This is a genomic window from Tistrella arctica, assembly GCF_039630945.1.
Taxonomy (GTDB): domain Bacteria; phylum Pseudomonadota; class Alphaproteobacteria; order Tistrellales; family Tistrellaceae; genus Tistrella; species Tistrella bauzanensis.
Genome location: NZ_JBBKTV010000003.1, coordinates 207,482 through 228,914, shown reverse-complemented (window position 1 = coordinate 228,914; position 21,433 = coordinate 207,482). Strand labels below are relative to the sequence as shown.

The 21,433-nt window shown below is 68.0% G+C and carries 22 protein-coding genes; 18 read left to right on the top strand and 4 right to left on the bottom strand.

All coding sequences use genetic code 11. From position 1 onward, the window contains the following. Positions 1–138: 138 nt before the first annotated feature. Positions 139–864 carry a GntR family transcriptional regulator gene (locus WG924_RS07910; RefSeq protein ID WP_345932475.1) on the bottom strand — a complete coding sequence of 242 codons (726 nt, stop codon included), beginning with the start codon at positions 862–864 and terminating at the stop codon, positions 139–141. A 123-nt stretch (positions 865–987) separates the two neighbouring features. On the opposite strand from WG924_RS07910, the gene WG924_RS07905 reads away from it, so the two are divergent. From WG924_RS07905 to WG924_RS07855, 11 genes are read left to right on the top strand one after another with little or no spacing between them, the layout of a single operon-like run. Beyond that, complete coding sequence (locus WG924_RS07905; protein WP_345932474.1) at positions 988–1,623, top strand: TRAP transporter small permease; 636 nt, start codon at positions 988–990, stop codon at positions 1,621–1,623. Next, positions 1,620–2,891, top strand: coding sequence for a TRAP transporter large permease (locus WG924_RS07900; RefSeq protein WP_345932473.1), 1,272 nt, complete (start codon positions 1,620–1,622; stop codon positions 2,889–2,891). Before WG924_RS07905 ends, WG924_RS07900 begins: the two co-directional genes overlap by 4 nt. After that, entirely contained in the window at positions 2,891–3,856 is a 966-nt protein-coding gene (locus tag WG924_RS07895) for a 3-hydroxyacyl-CoA dehydrogenase family protein (protein WP_345932472.1), read from the top strand. Before WG924_RS07900 ends, WG924_RS07895 begins: the two co-directional genes overlap by 1 nt. Beyond that, positions 3,853–4,824, top strand: a complete 972-nt coding sequence (locus tag WG924_RS07890; protein ID WP_345932471.1) for a TRAP transporter substrate-binding protein — start codon at positions 3,853–3,855, stop codon at positions 4,822–4,824. The genes WG924_RS07895 and WG924_RS07890 overlap by 4 nt, the downstream gene beginning before the upstream one ends. Before the next feature lie 28 nt (positions 4,825–4,852). Then, positions 4,853–5,734: a VOC family protein gene (locus WG924_RS07885; RefSeq protein WP_345932470.1), complete on the top strand. Its 882-nt coding sequence runs from the start codon at positions 4,853–4,855 to the stop codon at positions 5,732–5,734. Beyond that, a complete protein-coding gene (locus tag WG924_RS07880) occupies positions 5,731–6,588 on the top strand; it encodes a VOC family protein (RefSeq protein WP_345932469.1) in 858 nt (285 codons plus the stop codon). The genes WG924_RS07885 and WG924_RS07880 overlap by 4 nt, the downstream gene beginning before the upstream one ends. A 4-nt stretch (positions 6,589–6,592) precedes the next feature. Continuing rightward, complete coding sequence (locus WG924_RS07875; protein ID WP_345932468.1) at positions 6,593–7,306, top strand: class II aldolase/adducin family protein; 714 nt, start codon at positions 6,593–6,595, stop codon at positions 7,304–7,306. Between the two features lie 13 nt (positions 7,307–7,319). Further along, positions 7,320–8,774: a 2-hydroxymuconic semialdehyde dehydrogenase gene (locus tag WG924_RS07870; RefSeq protein ID WP_345932467.1), complete on the top strand. Its 1,455-nt coding sequence runs from the start codon at positions 7,320–7,322 to the stop codon at positions 8,772–8,774. Between the two features lie 19 nt (positions 8,775–8,793). After that, entirely contained in the window at positions 8,794–9,576 is a 783-nt protein-coding gene (locus WG924_RS07865) for a fumarylacetoacetate hydrolase family protein (RefSeq protein ID WP_345932466.1), read from the top strand. Between the two features lie 13 nt (positions 9,577–9,589). Further along, a complete protein-coding gene (locus WG924_RS07860) occupies positions 9,590–10,360 on the top strand; it encodes an HpcH/HpaI aldolase family protein (RefSeq protein WP_345932465.1) in 771 nt (256 codons plus the stop codon). Between the two features lie 58 nt (positions 10,361–10,418). Beyond that, positions 10,419–10,688 (top strand): helix-turn-helix domain-containing protein, encoded by a 270-nt coding sequence (locus WG924_RS07855; protein ID WP_345932464.1) that lies wholly within the window; start codon positions 10,419–10,421, stop codon positions 10,686–10,688. Positions 10,689–10,701: 13 nt separating this feature from the next. Here WG924_RS07855 and WG924_RS07850 read toward each other — a convergent pair whose 3' ends face one another. Together WG924_RS07850 and WG924_RS07845 are read right to left on the bottom strand one after the other, a co-directional pair. Further along, positions 10,702–11,571, bottom strand: a complete 870-nt coding sequence (locus WG924_RS07850) for a TSUP family transporter (protein WP_345932463.1) — start codon at positions 11,569–11,571, stop codon at positions 10,702–10,704. A 111-nt stretch (positions 11,572–11,682) separates the two neighbouring features. Continuing rightward, positions 11,683–13,311 (bottom strand): AMP-binding protein, encoded by a 1,629-nt coding sequence (locus WG924_RS07845; protein WP_345932462.1) that lies wholly within the window; start codon positions 13,309–13,311, stop codon positions 11,683–11,685. A gap of 247 nt (positions 13,312–13,558) precedes the next feature. On the opposite strand from WG924_RS07845, the gene WG924_RS07840 reads away from it, so the two are divergent. From WG924_RS07840 to WG924_RS07830, 3 genes are all read left to right on the top strand, one after another. Further along, positions 13,559–15,907: a bifunctional salicylyl-CoA 5-hydroxylase/oxidoreductase gene (locus WG924_RS07840; RefSeq protein ID WP_345932461.1), complete on the top strand. Its 2,349-nt coding sequence runs from the start codon at positions 13,559–13,561 to the stop codon at positions 15,905–15,907. Positions 15,908–15,992: 85 nt separating this feature from the next. After that, positions 15,993–16,466 (top strand): MarR family winged helix-turn-helix transcriptional regulator, encoded by a 474-nt coding sequence (locus WG924_RS07835; RefSeq protein WP_345932460.1) that lies wholly within the window; start codon positions 15,993–15,995, stop codon positions 16,464–16,466. After that, positions 16,463–16,912, top strand: a complete 450-nt coding sequence (locus WG924_RS07830) for an acyl-CoA thioesterase (protein WP_345932459.1) — start codon at positions 16,463–16,465, stop codon at positions 16,910–16,912. The genes WG924_RS07835 and WG924_RS07830 overlap by 4 nt, the downstream gene beginning before the upstream one ends. A gap of 5 nt (positions 16,913–16,917) precedes the next feature. Here the strand turns inward: WG924_RS07830 and WG924_RS07825 are convergent, their stop codons facing one another. Beyond that, positions 16,918–17,898: an NAD-dependent epimerase/dehydratase family protein gene (locus WG924_RS07825; RefSeq protein WP_345932458.1), complete on the bottom strand. Its 981-nt coding sequence runs from the start codon at positions 17,896–17,898 to the stop codon at positions 16,918–16,920. A 244-nt stretch (positions 17,899–18,142) separates the two neighbouring features. Between WG924_RS07825 and WG924_RS07820 the strand changes: the two genes are divergently transcribed. The 4 genes from WG924_RS07820 to acs all read left to right on the top strand — a co-directional run bounded on the left by WG924_RS07820 (position 18,143) and on the right by acs (position 21,417). Beyond that, positions 18,143–18,427, top strand: a complete 285-nt coding sequence (locus WG924_RS07820) for a YciI family protein (protein ID WP_345932457.1) — start codon at positions 18,143–18,145, stop codon at positions 18,425–18,427. Positions 18,428–18,507: 80 nt separating this feature from the next. Continuing rightward, a complete protein-coding gene (locus WG924_RS07815) occupies positions 18,508–18,927 on the top strand; it encodes an EVE domain-containing protein (RefSeq protein WP_345932456.1) in 420 nt (139 codons plus the stop codon). Between the two features lie 5 nt (positions 18,928–18,932). Beyond that, entirely contained in the window at positions 18,933–19,316 is a 384-nt protein-coding gene (locus WG924_RS07810; RefSeq protein ID WP_345932455.1) for a Rieske (2Fe-2S) protein, read from the top strand. 154 nt (positions 19,317–19,470) lie between these two features. Next, entirely contained in the window at positions 19,471–21,417 is a 1,947-nt protein-coding gene (acs, locus tag WG924_RS07805; protein ID WP_345932454.1) for an acetate--CoA ligase, read from the top strand. The last annotated feature ends 16 nt before the right edge of the window (positions 21,418–21,433 follow it).

Sequence of the window (21,433 nt, the reverse complement as noted above, 5' to 3'; positions counted from 1 at the left end):
GTGTCTTCAAATTTATTGAACCCTGGCGCGATGGCATGAACAAGTGCCGGCCGGTCTGCCGGACCATCAGAATTTCGGGATGCGACCATCAAGTAACTTGAAGATGAGGTGCCGGCCGATGAGGGCCGGTCATCGCGGTCATGTCGCCGCCGCGCCCGCCGGAGCCTGCAGATCGCCATTCTCGTCCAGGGCGCGCACCACCGCCTGGGTGGTGTGTTCGATGTGGCGGCGGATGACGTCGGCGGCGCGGTCGACGTCGCGGTCGAGGGCGGCGTCGAGCAGGGCGCGGTGTTCCAGGTGGATGTCGCGGGTCATCACCGTTTTCGCGCGGGACAGCCGGCGATAGCGTTCGTGGTGGCGGAACATCATCGCCCGCATGCGCAACAGCCAGGTCGAAGCGCAGGCCGCGACCAGCGCCTCGTGAAAATCATGGTTGAGCCGTTCCCACTCGGCCATCTGCTCCACCCCCTGGCGGTCGCTGAGCTCGATCCGCTCCAGCCGGTGATAGGTGGTGATGACCCTCTCCTCCCAGGCGACATCGCCGGCAGGGATCGACTGGCCGAGGGCGTCGGCTTCGAAAATCTTGCGCAGATGGCCGATCTCGCGGGCATCGGTGACCGACATGGGCGCCACCACGAAGCCGCGCTGGCCCAGCATCGTCACCAGATGCTCGCCCGACAGCCGGGCCAGCGCCTCGCGCAGCGGCCCCGCGCCGATCTGATAGCGATCGCGCAGCATCTCGATCTTCAGCTTGAGCCCGGGCGCCAGCGCGCCGGTCACAACCTCTTCTCGCATCAGCCGATAGGCACGCTCCGCATGGGTCTTTTCTTCAGGCGCGGGCCCGGCGGGCAGTCGCTTGTCCATGCGGCTTCACTATCCCCCTGCGATTGAACCGCCTTGAAGGCTAGTTCGCTGCCCTGAAAATATCAATTTCCAAATTGACAGGCCATAAATATCGATATTTTATGGCCGCAGGGAGGAATATCGATGAGAAAAAATCCTCAAGATGCCGGGACGTCCGCCAAGGCGAACCCGGTTGGTCAGCGCGGTGCGCCTGGCCCGCTCAGCGCATTGGGCCGGCTCAGCCACACGATCGCCACCGCCGAGGGTATCGGCGCGGGGCTGTGCGTCGCCGTGATCTTCGGCCTGCTGCTGGCCAATGTGGTGTCGCGCGGCCTGGGCAAGCCCCTGATCTGGACGGATGAACTCGCGGTGTTCCTGATGGTCTGGGCGGCGTTTCTGGGTGCATCGCTCGGCATCGCGCGCCGCCAGCACATCGCCATCACCCTGCTGCCGGATATGGCGGGGGCATCCACGCGGCGCGCCCTGGCGCTGGCGGTGGATGTGGCGCTGCTGGTGTTCCTGCTGGCGCTGTCGGCGCAGATCTGGCGGTGGTTCGACCCGATCACGCTGTGGCGGTCGGCATCGGCCGAGGCGTTCAGCCTGGCGACCTTCAATTTCATCTATCAGGAACCGACGGTGACGCTGGGTATGCGCAAGATGTGGTTCTGGCTGGTGCTGCCGCTGTTCTGCGTGACCGCGACCATCCATGTTCTGGCCTCTCTGGCCGGGCGGTTGAGCGGCGGCGATCTGGCGGGTGACGGCGGGGAGGCCCGGACGTGATCGCCGGCCTCTCGTTCCTTGCCCTGCTCACGATCGGCATGCCGATCGCCTTCGCGCTGGCGGCGCTGGGCATGATCTATATCGCGGCAACCGGCAACCTGATCCTGCTGCAATCCTATGGTCAGCAGATGTTCGGCGGGCTGGAGAATTACGGCCTGCTGGCCCTGCCGCTGTTCATCCTGCTGGGTGAGTTCATGAATGCCGGCGGCATCGGCCGGCGGTTGATGGCGCTGGCGCTGGCGATGCTGGGCTCGATCCGGGGCGGGCTCGCCTATGTCAACCTGATCGCCAATATGATGATGGCCTCGATCCTGGGCTCCACCGTTGCCCAGATCACCATCATGTCGCGGCTGGCGGTGCCCGAGATGGAGAAGGCGGGCTATCCGCGCGACGTGTCGATGGCGATCACGGCGGCGGGCGGTTTGCTGGCGCCGATCATCCCGCCCTCGATGCTGTTCATCATCTTCGGCGTGATCGCCCAGATCCCGATCGGCGACCTGTTCATCGCCGGCATCGTGCCCGGCGTGCTGATCTTCCTGGCCTTCATCGGCGTGATCATGTGGTTGGGCCGCCGCCACGGCTTTCCCACCACCCAGGCGATGCCGGCGCGGGCAAGGCTGCGGGCGGTGCTGGACGCGCTGCCGGCGGCGGCCATTCCGGTGATCGTGGTCGGCTCGATCCTGGGCGGGCTGGCGACACCCACCGAGTCGGCCGCGATCGCCAGCCTGGCCGCGATCCTGATCGGGCTGTTCGTCTATCGCGAGATGACGCCGCGCGACATCTGGCCGGCCTTCCTTGCCGCCGCGCGCGGCTCGGCGACGGTGCTGTTCCTGATCGCGGCCGCGCAGGTGTTCAGCTGGGTGATCACGTTTGAAAACCTGCCGGCGATCGTCGCCGCCGCCATGCAGGCGATGACCACCTCGCCGGTGGTGTTCCTGCTGCTGATGAACCTGCTGCTGCTGGCGCTGGGCATGATCAGCGACCCGATCCCCGCCATCATCCTGATCGTGCCGGTGTTCCTGCCGGTGGCGACCGAGATCTATGGCATCGATCCGTTCCATTTCGGCGTGGTGCTGTGCCTGAACCTGACCCTGGGGCTGCTGACCCCGCCGGTCGGCACGGGGCTGTTCGTGGCGGCGCTGATGGGCAATGTCAGGGCCGAGCGCCTGGCGGTGCTGCTGGTGCCGTTCTTCATCGCGGTCGCCGGCGTGCTGCTGCTGCTGGTGCTGTTTCCGGTGCTGTCTCTGGGCCTGAAGGATCTGCTGTGATGGCCGCGACTGGAACGATCTGGGTGTTGGGCGGTGGGTTGATCGGTTGCGGTTGGGCGGCGGCCTTCGCCGGTGCCGGCCATGCGGTGGTGGTGATCGACCCCGACCCGGCGGTGGCCGGCCGGCTGGCGCAGGTGCAGGCGCAGGCCCGGCCGGTGCTGTGCGGGCTGGGCACGCTGACGCCCGGTGCGACGATCCCGCGACATGCAGCATCGATGGCAGAGGCGGGTGCGGCACCGGTGCTGGTGCAGGAATGCCTGCCCGAACGGCTGGATCTGAAGCGGGCGGCGCTGGCGGGGCTTGAACCGCATCTGGCGGCCGACACGATCATTGCCTCGTCATCGTCGGGGCTGTCGCCCGACGACATGGCCGAGGGGCTGGCCCATCCCGAACGGCTGCTGATCGCGCATCCCTGCAACCCGCCCTATCTGATGCCGGTGGTGGAACTGTCGGGCGGTGCCGCGACCACACCGGCGGTCGTCGAGCGGGCGCGCGCGCTCTATGCCGCGATGGGCAAGACCGTGCTGGTGCTGGCGCGGCCGGTGCCGGGACATCTGGTCAACCGGTTGCAGGCGGCGCTGTGGCGCGAGGCGGTGCATCTGGCGGCCGAGGGTGTCGCCAGCCTGGGCGATATCGAGCGCGCGGTGACGGAAGGTCTGGCGCCGCGCTGGTGCTGTGTGGGGCCATCGACCGTGTTTCATCTGGCCGGCGCCGATGGCGGCATCGGCCGCTTCGTCGACGCGCTCGGCCCCGAATTCGAACGCTGGTGGGCAACACTGGGTGCCCCCCGGCTCGACGATGCCACCCGCGCGCGGCTGGTCGAGGGCATGGACACGGCCGATCCGCGCCCCGTGGCCGAGATCGCCGCCGCCCGCGATGCCGCGCTGACCCAACTCATGGTCTTCCTCGCCAAGAAGGAAGCCGACCCGCGCAACGACACCACCCCGGGAGGAAACCAGGGATGAATGCCAAACGCTTTCTGACTGCCGCCGCCGTCATGGTCGCCGGTCTTCTGGCCGGCACGGCGCAGGCCGAGCAATATCGCCTGGGCCTGATCACCCCGCCACAGCATCAGTGGTCGAAGAGTGCCGTCACCGTGGCGGACCGGGTGAAGGCCGAGACCGATGGCCGGGTCGAGATCCTGACCTTCCCCTCGGGCCAGCTCGGCAACGAGGCGCAGATGCTGCAGCAATTGCAGACCGGCGCGCTCGATTTCGCCTTCATGACCCTGGGCGAATTCGCCAATCGCGACCCGGATTACGGGGTGTTTCTGGCACCCTATATCGTCGACGACGCGGCCGGCGCGCGCAAGATCCTGAAGGGCGGGGTGGCCGGCAAGCTGCTCGACGGCGTGAACAAATTCGCGCTCAAGGGCTTCGGCTGGGGCATGGCCGGCATGCGCCAGATCGTGATGCGCGGGCCGGTCGCCTCGGTCGACGACCTGTCGGGCAAGAAGGTGCGCACGGTGCCCTTCGCGCAGGAACTGGATTTCTGGACCCGGATCGGCGCGGCGCCCACCCCCATGCCGCTGCCGGCGCTGTATGACGCCTTTGCCAATGGCCAGGTCGATGGCATGCAGATCGATTTCGAGGGCACCTGGAACTCGAAATATTACGAGCATGCCGGCGCGATCATCGCCTCGAACCACATGATGTTCCCGATGATCGCGGTCGGGTCGGGCCGCAAATGGCAGACCATTCCGGCCGCGGATCAGGCGGTGATCGAAAAGGTGATGGCCGAGGAGCTGGACAGCATCGTCGGCGCCTATGCCGATATCGACGCCAGCTATCTTGAGAAGTTGAAGACCACCGATGTGCCGGTGGTGACCGCCGACCGCGCCTTCTTCGGTGGCGCCATCGATCAGTGGTACCTGTCGTGGCGCGAGAAGACGCCGCTGTTGAAAGACCTTGAGGCCGAGGCCGAGGGGCTTTGATCCGATGACGCCGGTGGGAGGACACAGCATGACCGATCTGTATCGCGACCTGCGCTATCTGCGGGTGCCGGTCGATGATCTGGACGCGGCGACGGCCTTCGCGACCGGCGTCTTCGGGCTTCAGGCAGGCGATCGCGACGACGAGACCGCCCACTTCCGGTCCGACGCCCGCAATTATGCGATCGCCTATACCACCAGCGGCGGGCCGGCGGCGGTGGCGCTGTCGGTGGCTCTGGCGCGGGATCTGGATACGGCGGAGGCCCGGCTCGCCGACTGGCCGTGCCGGCGGCTGACGGCGGATGATTGCGCCGGCCGGCAGATCAAGGCCGGCATCGCGGTCACCGCCCCGAACGGTGTCGTGGTCGAGATCGTCTGGCGGCCGCTGAGTTCGGGCTGGCGCTATCACGGGCCGCGCGATGCCGGGATCACCGGCCTGCAATCGGTTCAGCTTGCCTGCGCCGATATCGCCGCGAACGAGGATTTCTGGGTGCGCGGCATCGGCGCCAGAGTGTCGGACTGGGCCGGCGACGCCGTGTTCCTGGCGATCGACGACGCCCATCATCGCATCGCGCTTTATCCCTCGGCCCGCGATGGGCTGCTGGGCGCGGTCTGGGCGGTCGATGGCATCAATGCGGTGATGCAGGGCTGGTATCTGTTCCAGGCGCGGCAGGTGCCGGTGGTTCATGGACCCGGCCGGCAGCCGACATCGGGGGCGATGTTCGTCACCGCCCGCGGCCCCGGCGGGGTGCTGCATTCCTATGCCACCGGCATGGAGCAGGGCCCGGCGCTGGCGGCGCGCGGCCCCCGGCAGTTCGCCGCCGAAGCCCTGTCGCACTGCGCCTGGGGATCGCCCTGCGGCCTTTCGGAATTCGGTGGGGAGCCGGAACTTGGCGGAGAGGGTGGGCAATGATCGACCTGATGGACGTGGTCTATTGCCGGCTCGGCACCCGCGATCTGGCCGGCGCCGAGTGGTTCGCGGTCAACATTCTGGGGCTTGAGGTCTCGGAACGGCGCCGGGGTGCGGTGTATTTCAAGTCGGACGCCCGCGCCCATACGCTGTGCTATGTCGAGGGCGGCGCCGACCAACAGGCAACGGCGTTCGAGATCGGATCGGCCGCCGATCTGGACCGGGCGGCGGCGGTGCTGGACGGGCTGGGACACCCTGTGCATGCGGGCACGGCGGATGAGTGCGATGCGCGCCATGTCCGCGCCTTCATCCGCTTCAACGACCCCAGCGGCAACCCGATCGAATTCGTGCTGCGGCCCGAGACGACGGGCCGGCGCTATCACGGCACCCGCGATGCCGGCATCACCGGCTTTTCCCATGTCGGCCTGTGTTCCACCGACCCGGCGCGCGACGAGCTGTTCTGGACCGAGGTGTGCAATGCCCGGGTGTCGGACCGGATCGGCGACGCGCCGCTGATGCGCTTCGGCACCATCCATCATTCGGTGGCGCTGTTCCCGTTCCATCAGCCGGGCATCCAGCACATCAACCATCAGGTCCAGGCCACCGACGACATCCACCGCTCGCTGGCGCATCTGCGCGCCAATCAGGTGCCGGTGACCTTCGGCCCCGGCCGGCACCCGACCTCATCGGCGCAGTTCCTGTACTTCACCGGTCCCGACGGCATGACCTTCGAGTACTCGACCGGGGTGTGCGAGATCCACGACGAGCCGCTATGGCGCGACCGCCAGTTCCATTTCGCGCCCAAGGGCTTCTGCCAGTGGGGCTCGGCCCCGAAAATCGCCGCCTTCAAGGATTGAGATCATGCGGGACACCCTTGCGAAGACCGTTCGGGTCGCGGCGCGCGCGCTCGGACGGGCCGGGCTGGTTCATGCCTATGGCCATTGTTCGGCCCGCGTCGACGCCGATCAGTTTCTGGTCTGTCCGTCGCGGCCGATGGGGCTGGTCCGGCCGGGAGAGGCCTGCACCACGGTGCCGGTGACAGGCGCGCTGCCGGCCGGTGTGCTGGGCGAGGTGCGGCTGCATCAGCGGATCTATCAGGCCCGGCCCCAGGCAGGAGGCGTGGTGCGGTTCATGTCGCCCAACATGATGGCCCTGGCCGCACTCGGCCGGGTGCCGCGCATGCGCCATGGCTTCGCCACCTATTTCGCGCCGGGCGTCGGGCTCTGGGACGATGTGCAACTGGTTCGCGACGACGACAAGGCGGCGGGCGTGATCGCCGCGATGGGCGAGAGTGCCGGCGTGCTGATGCGCGGCAATGGCGCCGTGGTCGCCGGCGCCAGCCTTGAGGAAGCCGTGGGGCTTGCCTGGTATCTGGAGGATGTCTGCCGGGTGGAACTGGCGGCACTCAGTGCCGGGCTCGCCGATACGGCACCGGTGATCGGGCCGGAGGCCGCTGCTGCCCGCGCCACCCGCGCCGGGCTGATCTTCGAGCGGATGTGGGACCACCTGACCGATGGCGATCCGGAGCGGGCGGATGCCGCGCCCCCGTCTCCGCCCTCTCCCTTGGCCGACTGAAAGGACTGACGACGTGACCCGCTTTCTGAATGTCATCGACGGCGAATTCGTCGCCGGCAGCGGTGATGCCTTCGCCAATCATTTCCCGACCACGGGCGAGGTGATCGGTGAGGTCTCGGCCGCCGGACGGGCGGATGTCGACGCGGCGGTCGGGGCCGCGAGGGCGGCGCTGAAGGGGCCGTGGGGCCGCATGTCGGTGCCGGAGCGCGTGGCCCTGCTGCGCAAGGTGGCGGACGGCATCAATGCCCGCTTCGACGAGTTTCTGGCGGCCGAGATCCGTGATACCGGCAAGCCGCGCTCAATCGCCTCGCATATCGATATTCCGCGCGGGGCGGCCAATTTCAACGTCTTCGCCGACCAGATCCTGACCGCCTCGACCGAGACCTTCGAGATGGCGACCCCCGACGGGCGCGGCGCGCTGAATTATGCGCTGCGCACCCCCCGGGGCGTGATCGCGGTGGTCTGTCCGTGGAACCTGCCGCTGCTGCTGATGACCTGGAAGGTGGCGCCGGCGCTGGCCTGCGGCAACACGGTGGTGGTGAAGCCGTCGGAGGAAACCCCCGCGACCGCGACCCTGCTGGGCGAGGTGATGAACGCGGTCGGCATTCCGCGCGGCGTTTACAACGTTGTCCACGGCACCGGACCGGGGGCGGCGGGCGAGTTCCTGACCAGCCATCCGGATGTCGACGGCATCACTTTCACCGGTGAGACCCGCACCGGCGAGGCGATCATGCGCGCCGCCGCCCATGGCGTGCGCCCGGTGTCGCTGGAACTGGGCGGCAAGAATGCCGGCATCGTGTTCGACGATGCCGATCTGGACGCCACCCTGGAAGGGCTGGGCCGGGCCTGTTTCGCCAACACCGGCCAGGTCTGCCTGGGCACCGAGCGGCTGTATGTCCAGCGCGGCATCTTTGAGCGGGTGGCGGCGGGGCTGGCCGAGAAGGCCCGTGGCTATCGCTTCGGCGACCCCTTCGACGACGCCACCACCATGGGGCCGGTGATCAGCGCCGAGCATCGCGCCAAGGTGCTGTCCTATTACGACCGGGCCCGTGCCGCCGGCGCCACCATCCTGGCCGGCGGCGGTGTGCCGGAGGTCGGTGGCCATGGCGCCGGCTATTGGGTGGAGCCGACGGTGTGGACCGGGCTTGCGCAGGATGCGGCGGTGGTGCGCGACGAGATCTTCGGCCCCTGCACCCACATCATGCCGTTCGATACCGAGGAGGAGGCGCTGGCCCTGGCCAACGACACCCCCTATGGCCTCGCCACCTCGATCTGGACCACCGATCTTGCCCGCGCCCACCGGGTGTCGAAGGCGATCGAGGTGGGCATCGCCTGGGTGAACTGCTGGTTCCTGCGCGATCTGCGCACACCCTTTGGCGGCTCGAAAGCCTCGGGCATCGGCCGTGAGGGCGGCATCCATTCGCTGGAGTTCTATACCGAACTCCGCAACGTCTGCATCAAGCTTTGAGAAGAGGGACCGATCCGCAATGCTGACCGAAGCACAGCGCGCGCAATGCGTTGACAGCCTGCTTGAGAGCCACCGCACCAAGGTGCAGGGCGAGCGCCCCTCCCAGATGTTTCCCGAGATCGAGATCGCCGACAGCTATGCGATTTCCTCGGCGGTGGCGGCGGCGAAAGTTGGCGCGGGGGCGAAGATCATCGGCCACAAGATCGGCCTGACATCGAAGGCGATGCAGGCGGCATCGAAGATCGACGAGCCGGATTACGGCTATATGTTCGACGATCTGGTGCTGGCCGACGGGGCCAAGGTGCGGTTCGACGATTTCTGCGTGCCGCGCGTTGAGCCGGAGCTGACCTTCATTCTGAAGGAACCGCTGAAGGGGCCGAATGTCGGGCTGGTCGATGTTCTGCGCGCCACCGAATGGGTCGTGCCGTCGATCGAGATCATCGATGCCAGGGTGACCGAGCCGCGCCGGATCTTCGACACCGTCGCCGATAATGGCGCGGCGGCCGGGCTGGTGCTGGGCGGGCGGCCGGTGCGGCCGGAAGACGTGGATCTGCGCTGGGTGGGCGCGATCTTCTATCGCAATTCGGAAATCGAGGAGACCGGGCTTGCCGCCGGCGTGCTGGGGCATCCGGCGATGGCGGTGGCGTGGCTTGCCAACAAGCTCGCCCCCTTCGACGTGACGCTGGAGCCGGGCCATATGCTGCTGTCGGGCAGTTTCACCCGCCCAGTCTGGGCGAAGAAGGGCGATACGCTGCATGCGGATTTCGGCCCGCTCGGCGCCGTTGCCGTGCAGTTTGTTTGAGGAGCCCGGATCGATGCAGGCGCCCCGTAATACCTTCAAGCGCCGGCTCGCCGCCGGCGAGGTGCTGAACGGCTTCTGGCTGTCGCTGGCAAGCCCGGTTGCCTCGGAAGCCCTGTCGCTGGCCGGTTTCGACTGGCTGTTGTTCGACGGCGAGCATGCCCCGGTCGATGTCGCCGGCATTCAGCCGCTGCTTCAGGCGGCGGCGACCGGCACCGCCGCGGCGGTGGTGCGCCCGGCCTGGAACGACAAGGTGCTGATCAAGCGCCTGCTCGATATCGGCGCCCAGACGCTGCTGGTGCCGTTCGTGCAGACGGCGGATGAGGCGGCCGCCGCGGTTTCGGCCTCGCGCTATCCACCGCATGGCGTGCGCGGGGTCGCCGGCGCCACCCGCGCCAGCCGCTATGGCCTGACCGATGATTATTTCGCGGTCGCCAATCAGGAGATCTGCGTGCTGGTGCAGGTGGAGACCGGCGAGGCGCTGGCCCGGCTGGAGGAGATCGCGGCGGTCGAGGGCGTCGACGGCGTGTTCATCGGCCCGTCGGATCTGGCGGCATCGATGGGCCATCTGGGCCGGCCCGGCCACCCGGAGGTGCAGCAGGCGCTGGAGGATGCCGCCCGCCGGATCGCCGCCACCGGCAAGGCGCCGGGGATCCTGGCCACCAACGCCGCCGATGCCCGGCGCTATCTGGGCTGGGGCTATCGCTTCGTCGCCGCCGGCGTCGATCTGGGTGTGATGGTTGGCGGTGCCCGGGCGATGCTGCAGGCGGTGCGGGCGGCGGAGTGATCTGGAGTGGATGACACCGGCCGGGTGAGGCTGGCGGCCCTGGCGGGACCAGGCCATCATGCCCACCATGGATATCCGGGTGGAATTCGGGCGGGCATTGAAGGCGGCGCGGGTGGCTCAGGGGCTCTCTCAGGAAGAGCTGGCGTTTCGGGCCGGGATGAGTGTGCCCTATCTGAGCAATCTGGAGCGTGGGCGGTCCGGGCCGTCGCTGGTGATGATGCATGATCTGGCGGTGGCGCTGGGGGTGCATCTGTCGGCGCTGGTGGCGCCGATGACGATGGCGACGACACCCGCCGCCGCCGGGCGCAAGCGGCCGCGCGAGGGCTGACGGCCGTACTCCGTCAGCGCGGCGCGGCCGTGCCCGTGACGGCGGGTGGCGATGGTGGCGCGACCGGTGATGGTGGGGCAAGCTGGGGCGCCGGGGTCGCGACATATTCGGTCCAGCCCAGCCGCAGCGACAGGGCGAGGCAGGTGCAGACCAGCAGGGGCTTCACGATGCTGGTGCCCCGGGCGATGACCAGACGGGCGCCCAACTGCGCGCCGATCATGGCGCCGGCGGCCATGGTGATGCCGACGATCAGGTCGATATGGCCGCCGATCGCGAACACGATCAAGGCCGACAGGTTGCTGGTCAGGTTCAGCAGCTTGGTTTCGGCGACCGCGCGGCGCATGCCGCGGCCATCCAGCGCCACCAGCGCCAGCATGAAGAACGATCCGGTGCCGGGGCCGAAGAAGCCGTCATAAAAGCCGATCGCCGGGGCAACGACGAAGCCGGTCACCCAGCCCGGCGCCCGCGCCTCGGCATCGATATCGCCGACCCGGGGCGAGAGCAGGAAATACAGTGCCATCAGCACCAGCAGCACCGGCAGGATCCGCGACAGTGCCGAGGGGTCGATCATCTGCACCGCCAGCGACCCGGCGGCGGCGCCGGTCAGCACGGTCACCATCCGCACTGCGACGTCGCGCAGCCGGATCTGGCCCGTGCGCAGATAGGTGACGGCGGCGGTGGCGGTGCCGACGCTGGATTGCAGCTTGTTGGTGGCGATGGCCGCCGCCGGCGGCACGCCGGCCGCCAGCATCGCCGGCAGGGTCACCAGCCCGCCGCCGCCGGCAATGGCGTCGATCGCGGCCGCGAGGATGGCGGCCCCGAACAGGGCGAGCAGCAGCTCGGGCCCGATCGGGTGGGACAGGATGGCGGCGACGATATCCATGGGGGCGCGCGGCGGTCCGGAGAGCGGGGGCAGGGTGGGCGAAGAGGGCGAGAGGGGGCGGGCGGGCGAGCCTCCCTTCCTACGCCCACCGGCGCGCGGCGTCACCCGCTTTCAGTCGACCAGGGCGGCAGCCTTCAGCGCCGACCGACGGAGCTTGCCATTGGGGGTCTTGGGCAGGGCATCGCGGAACTCGATCAGGCGTGGGTATTTATAAGGCGCCAGCGTCTGCTTGACGTGATCCTGAAGCGCCTTGATCAGGACGGCATCGCCAATCACGCCGGCGGCCGGCACCACCACCGCCTTGACGATCTGGCCGCGATCGGCATCGGGCCAGCCGATCACCGCGCATTCGGCGACGGCGTCATGACGATAGAGCGCCGCCTCGATTTCCGGCGCGGCGATGTTGTAGCCGCTGGAGACGATCATGTCGTCGCTGCGCCCGACGAACCAGTAATAGCCGGCGGCATCGCGGCGATAGATGTCGCCGGTGACGTTCCAGCCCCGCACCACATAATCGCGCTGGCGCGGATCGGCGAGATAGCGGCAGCCGGTGGGGCCGCGCACCGCCAGACGACCCTCTCCGGGACCATCGATCATGTCGCCCGACGGATCGAGCAGGCAGGCCTCGTAGCCCGGCACCGGTCGGCCGGTGGCGCCGGGCACGATGTCGTCGTCGGCGGCGGAGAGCACGATGTGGATCATCTCGGTGGTGCCGAGCCCGTTGACGATGGCGGCGCCGGTGGCGCGATGCCAGGCATGCCAGGTTTCCTCCGGCAGGTGCTCGCCGGCCGAGACGAACAGCCGCACGCTCGAAAGGTCGATCTGGCCGAGGGTCTGGAGCAACGCCCGATAGGCGGTGGGCGAGGTGAAGACATGGCTGGCGCGGTGATCCGCGATCGCCCGCGCCAGGGCGGCCGGCGTGGATTGCTCCGGCAGGGCCACCGCGCAGCCGGCGCTGAGCGGGAAGGCGAGCAGGGCGCCCAGCCCGAAGGTGAAGGCGATCGGCGGCGTGCCGCAGAACACGGCCGGGCGTTCGACCTTCAGGATATGACGGGCGAAGGTGTCGCACATCGCCAGCACGTCGCGATGGAAATGCGCCGCCGCCTTGGGGCTGCCGGTGGTGCCCGAGGTGAAGGCGATCAGGCAGACATCGTCCTGGGCGGTGGCGACCGGCTGAAAATCCGGATCGGCATGCTGCATCAGGGCGGCCAGCGGGTCATCGTCGCCGCCATAGACCGCGATCGCCCGCAACGACCCGGCGGTGGTGGCCTGTGCTGCCTCCTCAAGCTCCCCGACCAGCCCCGCCTCGCAGATCGCGACCTGAACCCGCGCCTTGTCGATGACCGGCGCCAGTTCCATGGCGCGCAGCATCGGCATGGTGGTGACGGCGACACCGCCGGCCTTGATCACCGCCAGCCAGGCCGCGAACAGCATCGGCGTGTTGGCGCCGCGCAGCAGCACCCGTTCCCCCGGCACCAGCCGGTAATGATCGACCAGCACCCCTGCGAGCTGATTGGATCGGGTGTCGAGCATCCGGAATGTCCAGCACGCCGCGCCCCAGAGGATCGCCGGGGCGTCGGGGTCGCTCAACGTGCCGGCCCGGGCCAGCAGCGCCGAAGCGGCATTCAGCCGGTCGGGATAGTGAAGCTCCGGGCGGTCGAAAATCAGGTCCGGCCACTCATCCGGCGGCGGAAGGTTGTCACGGGTGAAGGTGTCGCGATGCGCCGACGGCCGTATCATGTGTGTCACTCCCTCGTCTTCCCCGTGATATACTTTAAGCTTAAATTATATGCGGTCAAGCGGCTGAAACAGGCTGCGGTATGGGTGACGGAATATGTCGACCAACCGGTCAAAATATCCCGACGCCATAGCGGAACCGCGACGAAATTCGGCGGGAGAGGGCGCTTGACATCCTGCAGGCGGCCGGTAAATTAATTTAAGTCTAAAATATATTTCGGTACATGACATGAGCAAGGACGGGTGCGAGATGCGCATTGCATGCCTCGGCGGCGGGCCGGCCGGCCTCTATTTCGCGATATCGATGAAGCTGCGCAACCCGGCCCATGACATCGAGATCATCGAGCGCAACCGCGCCGGCGACACCTTCGGCTGGGGCGTGGTGTTCTCGGATCAGACGGTGGAGAACCTGCGCGCCAATGATCCGGTCAGCGCCGAGGCGATCATCGGCAGTTTCGCGTCGTGGGACGACATCGTGGTGCGGTTCCGGGGCGAGGCGATCCGCTCCACCGGCCATGGCTTCATCGGCATCGGCCGCAAGCGCCTGCTGGCGATCCTTCAGGACCGCGCCCGGGAATTGGGCGTGCGGATGTCGTTCGAGACCGAGTTCGACGCCGATCTCGACGCCTTCGCCGGTTTCGACCTGATCGTGGCCGCCGACGGCATCAACAGCCGGCTCCGCACCCGCTTCGCCGACCGGTTCGGGGTCGATATCCAGACCCGCGCCAACAAATATGTCTGGCTGGGCACCGAGCGGCGGTTCGATGCCTTCGAGTTCATCTTCGAGGAAACACCCGCCGGGCTGATCTGGGCCCATGCCTATCGGTTCGAGGATGGGCGTTCGACCTTCATCGTCGAGTGTTCCGAAGACACATGGCGGGGGCTCGGCTTCGACCGGATGGGCCAGGACGAGACCTGCCGGGCCTGCGAGGCGATCTTCAGCGCCCATCTGGACGGCCATCCTCTGTCGACCAATGCGAAACATCTGCGCGGTTCGGCCTGGCTCAATTTCAACCGCATCCTGTGCGCATGCTGGACCATGGGCAATCTGGTGCTGCTGGGCGATGCGGCGCATACCGCCCATTTCTCGATCGGATCGGGCACCAAGCTTGCGATCGAGGATGCGATCAAGCTGGCCGAGGTGCTGAATGCCGGCGCGGCCGGTGGCGATACCGGCCGTGCCGATACCGCCGGCTGGCTGCCGGCGGCCTTGCAGGACTATGAGGATGTCCGGCGGGTCGAGGTGCTGAAATTGCAGAATGCCGCGCGCAACTCGACCGAATGGTTCGAGACGCTGGGCCGCTATCAGAATTTCGATCCGGTGCAGTTCACCTATGCGCTGTTGACCCGCAGCCAGCGGGTGAGTCACGAGAATCTGCGGCTGCGCGATCCGGCGTGGCTGGCCGAGGTGGAACGGCGGTTTGCCGCGCGTGCCGCCGCCGCCGTGGCACCGGACGATGCGCCGACCACAGCCGTCGAGACGCCGACCCCGCCCCCTCTGTTCACGCCGTTCAGGCTGCGGGGGGTGACCCTGGCCAACCGGGTGGTGGTGTCGCCGGTGCTGACCTATGGCGCCGGCCCCGATGGCGCGCCGGATGATGGCCATCTGGTCCATTACGGTGCCCGCGCCCTGGGTGGCGCCGGGCTGGTGATGACCGAGATGACCGCGGTCGGCGCCGGTGGCCGGATCACCCCCCAATGCCTGGGGCTGTATGACGATGCCCAGATGCCGGGCTGGCGGCGGCTGGTGGATTTCGTCCACAACAACAGCGCGGCCAGGATCGGCATTCAGCTTGGCCATGCCGGCGCGCGCGGCGCCGTGACGCCGGATGACACGCCGCTGCCGGCGGGCGGTGACTGGCCGCTGATCGCGGCCTCGGCCCTGGCGCGGACCCCTGGCGGGCAGGTGCCGGCGGCGATGACCCTGGCCGATATGGCTGCGGTGCGGGATGATTTCGTTGCCGCCACCCGCCGCGCCGACGATCTGGGCGTGGATCTGATCGAGATCCAGGCCGGCCATGGCTATCTGCTGTCGGGCTTCATCACCCCGCTGATGAACCGGCGCGCGGATGATTTCGGCGGCACGCTCGACAACCGGCTGCGGTTTCCGCTGGCGGTGGTGGCGGCGGTGCGCGCGGCCTGGCCCGAACACAAGCCGCTGGCGGTGCGGATTTCGGCCAGTGACTGGATGGGCGATGCCGGCATCACCCCCGATGACGCGGTGCTGATCGCCCGTGCCCTGACCGCCGCCGGCGTGGATCTGATCGACGTATCGTCGGGCGAGACCAGCGCCGAGGCGCGGCCGGTGTTCGGCCGGCTGTACCAGACCCCCTTCGCCGACCAGATCCGCAACGAGGTGGGCTGCGCGGTGATGGCGGTGGGCAATATCTATGAAGCCGATCAGGTCAATGCGATCCTGGCCGCCGGCCGCGCCGATCTGGTGGCGCTGGGCCGGCCGCATCTGATCGATCCGATGTGGACCTTGCGTGCCGCCGCCGAACTCGGCTATCGGGGCGGGCACACGCCGCCCGCCTATCGGCCGGGGCAGGCGCAACTGGCGCGCAATCTGGCGCGGGCGCAGGAGATTGCCAGCCTGTAGGGGCCTGTCTATATACGCCGGCTATAGATCCCGGCCGGGCAGACTGTGCCGGCGGGCTTCGGGTTCGAACGATCATGAGGGCATTGTGCAGGACAAATACGCGGGCGACGCCTCGGGCGCGCTGAGTGTCAGGCTCTGGCTTCGCCTCCTGACCTGTTCGACCATTATCGAGAAGCGGCTGCGGCGACGGTTCGTCGACGAGTTCGACACCACCCTGCCGCGGTTCGACGTGATGGCGGCGCTGTATCGCCATCCCGACGGCATCACCATGGGCGAGCTGTCGCGGGCGCTGCTGGTGTCGAACGGCAATGTCACCGCCCTGGTCCGGCAATTGCAGGAGCAGGGTCATGCCCGGATCGCGCCGTCGCCCGATGACCGGCGGGCTTCGATCGTCTGCCTGACGCCCGACGGCATGGCCCGGTTCACGGTGCTGGCCGAGGCGCATCACGGCTGGATCGCCGAGGTCTTTTCCGGCATTCCCCCGGCGCAGCAGGAAGCACTGCTGGGATTGCTGGCCATTCTGAAAGATCAGATCATGACGAAAGGCGCTGTCGAATGAGCTTCGTGGCCCGGACACCGGTTCGCTTCGCCCATGTCGATCCGGCGGGCATCGTGTTCTATCCCCGCTATTTCGAGATGCTGAACGGTGCGGTCGAGGACTGGTTCGACAGCATGGGGTTCGATTTCCGCCATCTGCACCAGACCCTGGGCTTTGGGGCGCCGACCGTGCGGCTGGAGGTGGATTTCAAGGCGCCGTCGCGGCTGGGTGACGCGCTGGATTTCACCCTGTCGGTGGACCGCGCCTCGGCCCGGTCGTGCACGCTGCGGGTGCGGGTGACCTGCGGCGATGAGGTGCGGTTCAAGGCGCTGGTGGTGCTGGTGTGCATGGATCTGGCACAGGCGGTGTCGGTGCCCTGGCCACCGGCGCTGTCGGCGGCGATGGCCCGGCACGAGGGGGCGGCGGATCAGCCAGCAGCAGATCAGGCAGTGGCGGCAGCCGGCTGAGACCGCTAAGTCGCCGCCCCTGCCGCCGCATGGTTGCGGGCGGCCACCGTGGCGGCGATGGCGCGCTCCGGGGTGGTGGGGCGGAAATCGGGCAGCAATGTGCCAAGCCGGCTGCCGGTGATGATCACCGGATCGTCGAACAGATAGCGCAGTTCCTGAAGCGCCCGCAATTCGGCATCGCCCAGCGCGCCCAGCCGCAGCATCCAGCCCGGCAGCGCGCGGGGCAGAAGGTCCGGCCGGCCGGCGGCGCGGGCCGCCATCTCCATGAACCGGCGCTGGCTGTCGAAGACGTGGCCCGGCATATGAACATGCTCCACCGCCGCCAGCCGATCGTCATGTGCCAAAAGGTCGGCCACGATCCGGGCCAGATCGGGCATGAAGCACCATTGGTGGGGCAGATCCAGGGCGCCCGGCCATTGCGGGGCCTGCCCCCGCGCCAGCCGGCCGAAGATCATCTCCACCAGCCGGTTGCGGACGGTGGGGCCATAGAAATCGCCGGCACGCAGGATCAGCACCGGCGCGGCGCCGCTATCACCCAGATCCTCGATCATCTGTTCAAGCGCGATGCGCAGCCGGCCTTTGGCCGTGGTGGCGCGGCGTTCCGCCGCCTCATGCAGCGGTCGGCCATCCTGGCGGCCGAAGCCATAGACATTGCCGGGAAACACCAGCCGCACATGGGCCTCGCGCGCGGCCGTGACCGCGGCGGTGGTGATGCGGCGCATCGCCGGTTCCCAATGCTGCCAGGGCAGGTTGACGGCGTGGACGATCGCGTCCGTGCCCTCGGCCGCATGGGCGACCAGCGCCGGATCGCGGGCATCGCCGACCACGATCTCGGCATCCTCGGCCAGTGCCAGGCGCGCCAGATGCGCCGGATCGCGCACCAGCAGCCGCAGCCGCCAGCCGCGCCGGCCCAGTTCCTGCGCCACCGCGCCGCCAAAGCTGCCGGCCGCCCCAAGGATCAGGGCGCGCCTGTCGATGCCGTCCATGACCCGCTCTCCCTTATGGCGCGCCCACCCCGGTTCCGCGCTCTCGATCCGTGGCATCGATCCGCCCCTTGTCCGAAGGTAGGGGGCCTCGCGGCCGGTTTACAATGTCATGATGATGGCGCAACAACGTCTGGCAACCCCGCACGGGCAGGGAAACCGGTGGTCGCGGGCTTGCCGCCGACGGCCGCATCGGCGCAGAATGGCGTCGCCCGACGCCATTCCGTTGACGAGGAGACAGGCCCCCATGCTGTTCGCGATCATCTGCATCGACAAGCCCGGTCATGAGGCCGTGCGCTTGGAGACCCGGCCCGACCATGTGGCCTATCTCAGGCAAGAGGATGAACAGGTGGTGCTGGCGGGCCCGTTCCTGTCGGATGACGGCAGCGCCATGACAGGCAGCCTGATCGTCTATGATGCCGAAACGCTTGACGAGGCCCGCGAGTTTGCGGCCGGCGACCCTTACGCCAAGGCGGGGCTGTTCGACAGCGTCACGATCCGCCCGTGGCGCAAGACGATCGACAATCGCTGAATGACGACCGTGTCAGGAGATGATGAGGCAAGGTTCAAGCCGCCCGGAGAGACCTGCGTGAGACGGAAGAGAGTTGCGTGATGGGCCGTTGGCTGGTGAAGTCGGAACCCTTCAAATATTCCTGGGACCGGATGGTCGCCGAGGGCCGCACCCATTGGGATGGCGTGCGCAACCATCAGGCCGCCGCCAATCTGAAGGCCATGAAGCTGGGCGACCGGGCGTTCTTCTATCATTCCAACGAGGGCAAGGAGATCGTGGGCGTGGTGGCGGTGGCGCGGGAATATTATCCCGATCCGTCGGACCCGGCCGGGCGCTTCGGAATGGTCGACATGCAGGCGGTGGCGCCGGTGGTGCGGCCGGTGACGCTGGCCCAGATCAAGACCGATCCGGCGCTTGAGGGCATTGCCCTGGTGCGCCAGTCGCGGCTGTCGGTGATGGCGATCGAGGATGAGCACTGGGCCCATATCTGCCGGCTGGCCGGCATCGATCCGGATATCTGAGGCCGATGACCGCGATGGCAGACAGCACACCCGCCGGACGCCTGCGGCTGTGCCCGGCGGAGGAGGTGCCCGAGGGCGGTGGCCGCGGTTTCGTATTCGGCCGGATGCCGGAAGAGCTGCGGGTGTTCGTGATCCGCTGGCAGGGCCGGCTGCTGGCCTATGAGAATGCCTGCCCGCATGCCGGTGTGTCGCTGGACTGGACGCCGGACCGGTTCTTCGACCGCAATGGCGAGCTGCTGATCTGCGCCCTGCACGGTGCCCGCTTCCGGCCGGATGACGGCTTGTGCGTGGCGGGGCCGTGCCGGGGGTTGAGGCTGACGGCGCTGGCCATCGAACTGGACGACGAGGGCGTTGTGCACGCGCTCGATCCGGGGCGCCCGTCGCCCTGAAGGCTTGATGGCGATGACCGGGCAGGGGTCCACATGGGGCCGCGTCCGGACATGGCCGGAACACATCAGACATCCGGCGCGAACCGGATGCGCAGAACCGCTGCCGCCTGACCCGCGGCCGCGAGGGAATCCGATCCAGGGGGAAACCTAGCCCATGTCAGACCTGAAAACCGTCTATCCCGTCCCGGAGGCCTTCGCGCGCGATGCGCTGATCGACAAGGCCCGCTATGACGAGATGTATGCCCGCTCGATCAACGATCCCGACGGCTTCTGGGCCGAACAGGCCCAGGCGCTGGACTGGATCAGGCCCTGGGACCGGGTCAAGAACACCGACTTCACCGGCGATGTCTCGATCCGCTGGTTCGAGGGCGGGCAGATCAACATCGCCCAGAACTGCCTGGACCGCCACGAGGCGACCCGTGGCACCAAGACCGCGATCATCTGGGAGCCCGATGATCCGAAGGCCCCGGGCCGCCGGATCAGCTATTCGGAACTGGCCGCCGAGGTGCGCCGCTTCGCCAATGTGCTGAAGGCGCAGGGCGTCGCCAAGGGCGACCGGGTGACGATCTATCTGCCGATGGTCCCGGAAGCGGCGGTGGCGATGCTGGCCTGTGCGCGCATCGGCGCGGTGCATTCGGTGGTGTTCGCCGGCTTTTCGCCCGACAGCCTGTCGGGCCGGATCACCGATTGCGGATCGACCGTGCTGATCACCGCCGACGAGGGCTTGCGCGGCGGCCGCAAGGTGCCGCTGAAGGTGAATGCCGACAAGGCGCTGGACCATTGCCCGGATGTGACGGCGGTGGTGGTGGTGCGCCATACCGGCGGCGATATCGCCATGAAGGACGGCCGCGACATCTGGTGGCACGAGGCGATGGCGGATGTGTCCGACGACTGCCCGGCCGAGCCGATGGACGCCGAAGACCCGCTGTTCATCCTGTATACCTCGGGCTCGACCGGCAAGCCCAAGGGCGTGCTGCACACCACCGCCGGCTATCTGCTGTATGCGGCGCTGACCCATAAATATGTCTTCGACATCAAGGATGATGACGTCTACTGGTGCACCGCCGATGTCGGCTGGGTGACCGGGCATTCCTATATTTTGTATGGCCCGCTGGCCAATGGGGCCACCACCCTGATGTTCGAGGGCGTGCCGACCTGGCCCGATGCCGGCCGGCATTGGGAGGTGGTGGATAAATACGGGGTGACGATCTATTACACCGCGCCGACCGCCATCCGCGCGCTGATGCGCGAGGGCGAGGCGCCGGTGAAGCGGTCGTCGCGCAAGAGCCTGCGCCTGCTGGGATCGGTGGGTGAGCCGATCAACCCGGAAGCCTGGCGCTGGTATTACGACGTGGTCGGCGATGGCCGCTGCCCGATCACCGACACGTGGTGGCAGACCGAGACCGGCGGTCTGATGATCGCGCCGCTGCCCGGCGCCACCGATCTGAAGCCGGGCTCCGCCACCCTGCCGCTGTTCGGGGTGAAGCCGGTGATCGTGGATAACGAGGGCACGCCGCTGGAGGGCGCCTGCGAGGGCAATCTGTGCATCGCCGACAGTTGGCCCGGCCAGATGCGGTCGGTCTATGGCGACCATGAACGGTTTGCCCAGACCTATTTCAGCACCTTCCCCGGCATGTATTTCACCGGCGACGGCTGCCGGCGCGACGCGGACGGCTATTACTGGATCACCGGCCGGGTCGATGATGTGATCAACGTCTCGGGCCACCGCATGGGCACGGCCGAGGTGGAAAGCGCGCTGGTCGCCCATCCCAAGGTCGCCGAGGCGGCGGTGGTGGGCTATCCGCATGAATTGAAGGGCCAGGGCATCTATGCCTATGTGACCCTGAAATCGGGCGAGACGCCCAGCGAGGCGCTGCGCAAGGAACTGGTCGCCTGGGTGCGCAACGAGATCGGCCCGATCGCCACCCCCGACCTGATCCAGTGGGCGCCGGGCCTGCCCAAGACCCGGTCGGGCAAGATCATGCGCCGCATCCTGCGCAAGATCGCCGCCAACGAACATGAGGGGCTGGGCGACACCTCGACCCTCGCCGATCCGAGCGTGGTCGAGGATCTGGTCGGCAACCGGATGAACGGCAACTGAGCCACCGGGCCGGCGA

Excerpts from the sequence above, each read along its gene's own strand:
- WG924_RS07875 (WP_345932468.1), top strand. The coding sequence starts at position 6,593 with ATGCGGGACACCCTTGCGAAGACCGTTCGGGTCGCGGCGCGCGCGCTC.
- acs (WP_345932454.1), top strand. The coding sequence starts at position 19,471 with ATGTCAGACCTGAAAACCGTCTATCCCGTCCCGGAGGCCTTCGCGCGC.
- WG924_RS07880 (WP_345932469.1), top strand. The coding sequence starts at position 5,731 with ATGATCGACCTGATGGACGTGGTCTATTGCCGGCTCGGCACCCGCGAT.
- WG924_RS07825 (WP_345932458.1), bottom strand. The coding sequence starts at position 17,898 with ATGGACGGCATCGACAGGCGCGCCCTGATCCTTGGGGCGGCCGGCAGC.
- WG924_RS07830 (WP_345932459.1), top strand. The coding sequence starts at position 16,463 with ATGAGCTTCGTGGCCCGGACACCGGTTCGCTTCGCCCATGTCGATCCG.
- WG924_RS07850 (WP_345932463.1), bottom strand. The coding sequence starts at position 11,571 with ATGGATATCGTCGCCGCCATCCTGTCCCACCCGATCGGGCCCGAGCTG.
- WG924_RS07895 (WP_345932472.1), top strand. The coding sequence starts at position 2,891 with ATGGCCGCGACTGGAACGATCTGGGTGTTGGGCGGTGGGTTGATCGGT.
- WG924_RS07890 (WP_345932471.1), top strand. The coding sequence starts at position 3,853 with ATGAATGCCAAACGCTTTCTGACTGCCGCCGCCGTCATGGTCGCCGGT.
- WG924_RS07855 (WP_345932464.1), top strand. The coding sequence starts at position 10,419 with ATGCCCACCATGGATATCCGGGTGGAATTCGGGCGGGCATTGAAGGCG.
- WG924_RS07840 (WP_345932461.1), top strand. The coding sequence starts at position 13,559 with ATGCGCATTGCATGCCTCGGCGGCGGGCCGGCCGGCCTCTATTTCGCG.
- WG924_RS07815 (WP_345932456.1), top strand. The coding sequence starts at position 18,508 with ATGGGCCGTTGGCTGGTGAAGTCGGAACCCTTCAAATATTCCTGGGAC.
- WG924_RS07810 (WP_345932455.1), top strand. The coding sequence starts at position 18,933 with ATGACCGCGATGGCAGACAGCACACCCGCCGGACGCCTGCGGCTGTGC.
- WG924_RS07820 (WP_345932457.1), top strand. The coding sequence starts at position 18,143 with ATGCTGTTCGCGATCATCTGCATCGACAAGCCCGGTCATGAGGCCGTG.
- WG924_RS07865 (WP_345932466.1), top strand. The coding sequence starts at position 8,794 with ATGCTGACCGAAGCACAGCGCGCGCAATGCGTTGACAGCCTGCTTGAG.
- WG924_RS07860 (WP_345932465.1), top strand. The coding sequence starts at position 9,590 with ATGCAGGCGCCCCGTAATACCTTCAAGCGCCGGCTCGCCGCCGGCGAG.
- WG924_RS07905 (WP_345932474.1), top strand. The coding sequence starts at position 988 with ATGAGAAAAAATCCTCAAGATGCCGGGACGTCCGCCAAGGCGAACCCG.
- WG924_RS07885 (WP_345932470.1), top strand. The coding sequence starts at position 4,853 with ATGACCGATCTGTATCGCGACCTGCGCTATCTGCGGGTGCCGGTCGAT.
- WG924_RS07910 (WP_345932475.1), bottom strand. The coding sequence starts at position 864 with ATGGACAAGCGACTGCCCGCCGGGCCCGCGCCTGAAGAAAAGACCCAT.
- WG924_RS07845 (WP_345932462.1), bottom strand. The coding sequence starts at position 13,311 with ATGATACGGCCGTCGGCGCATCGCGACACCTTCACCCGTGACAACCTT.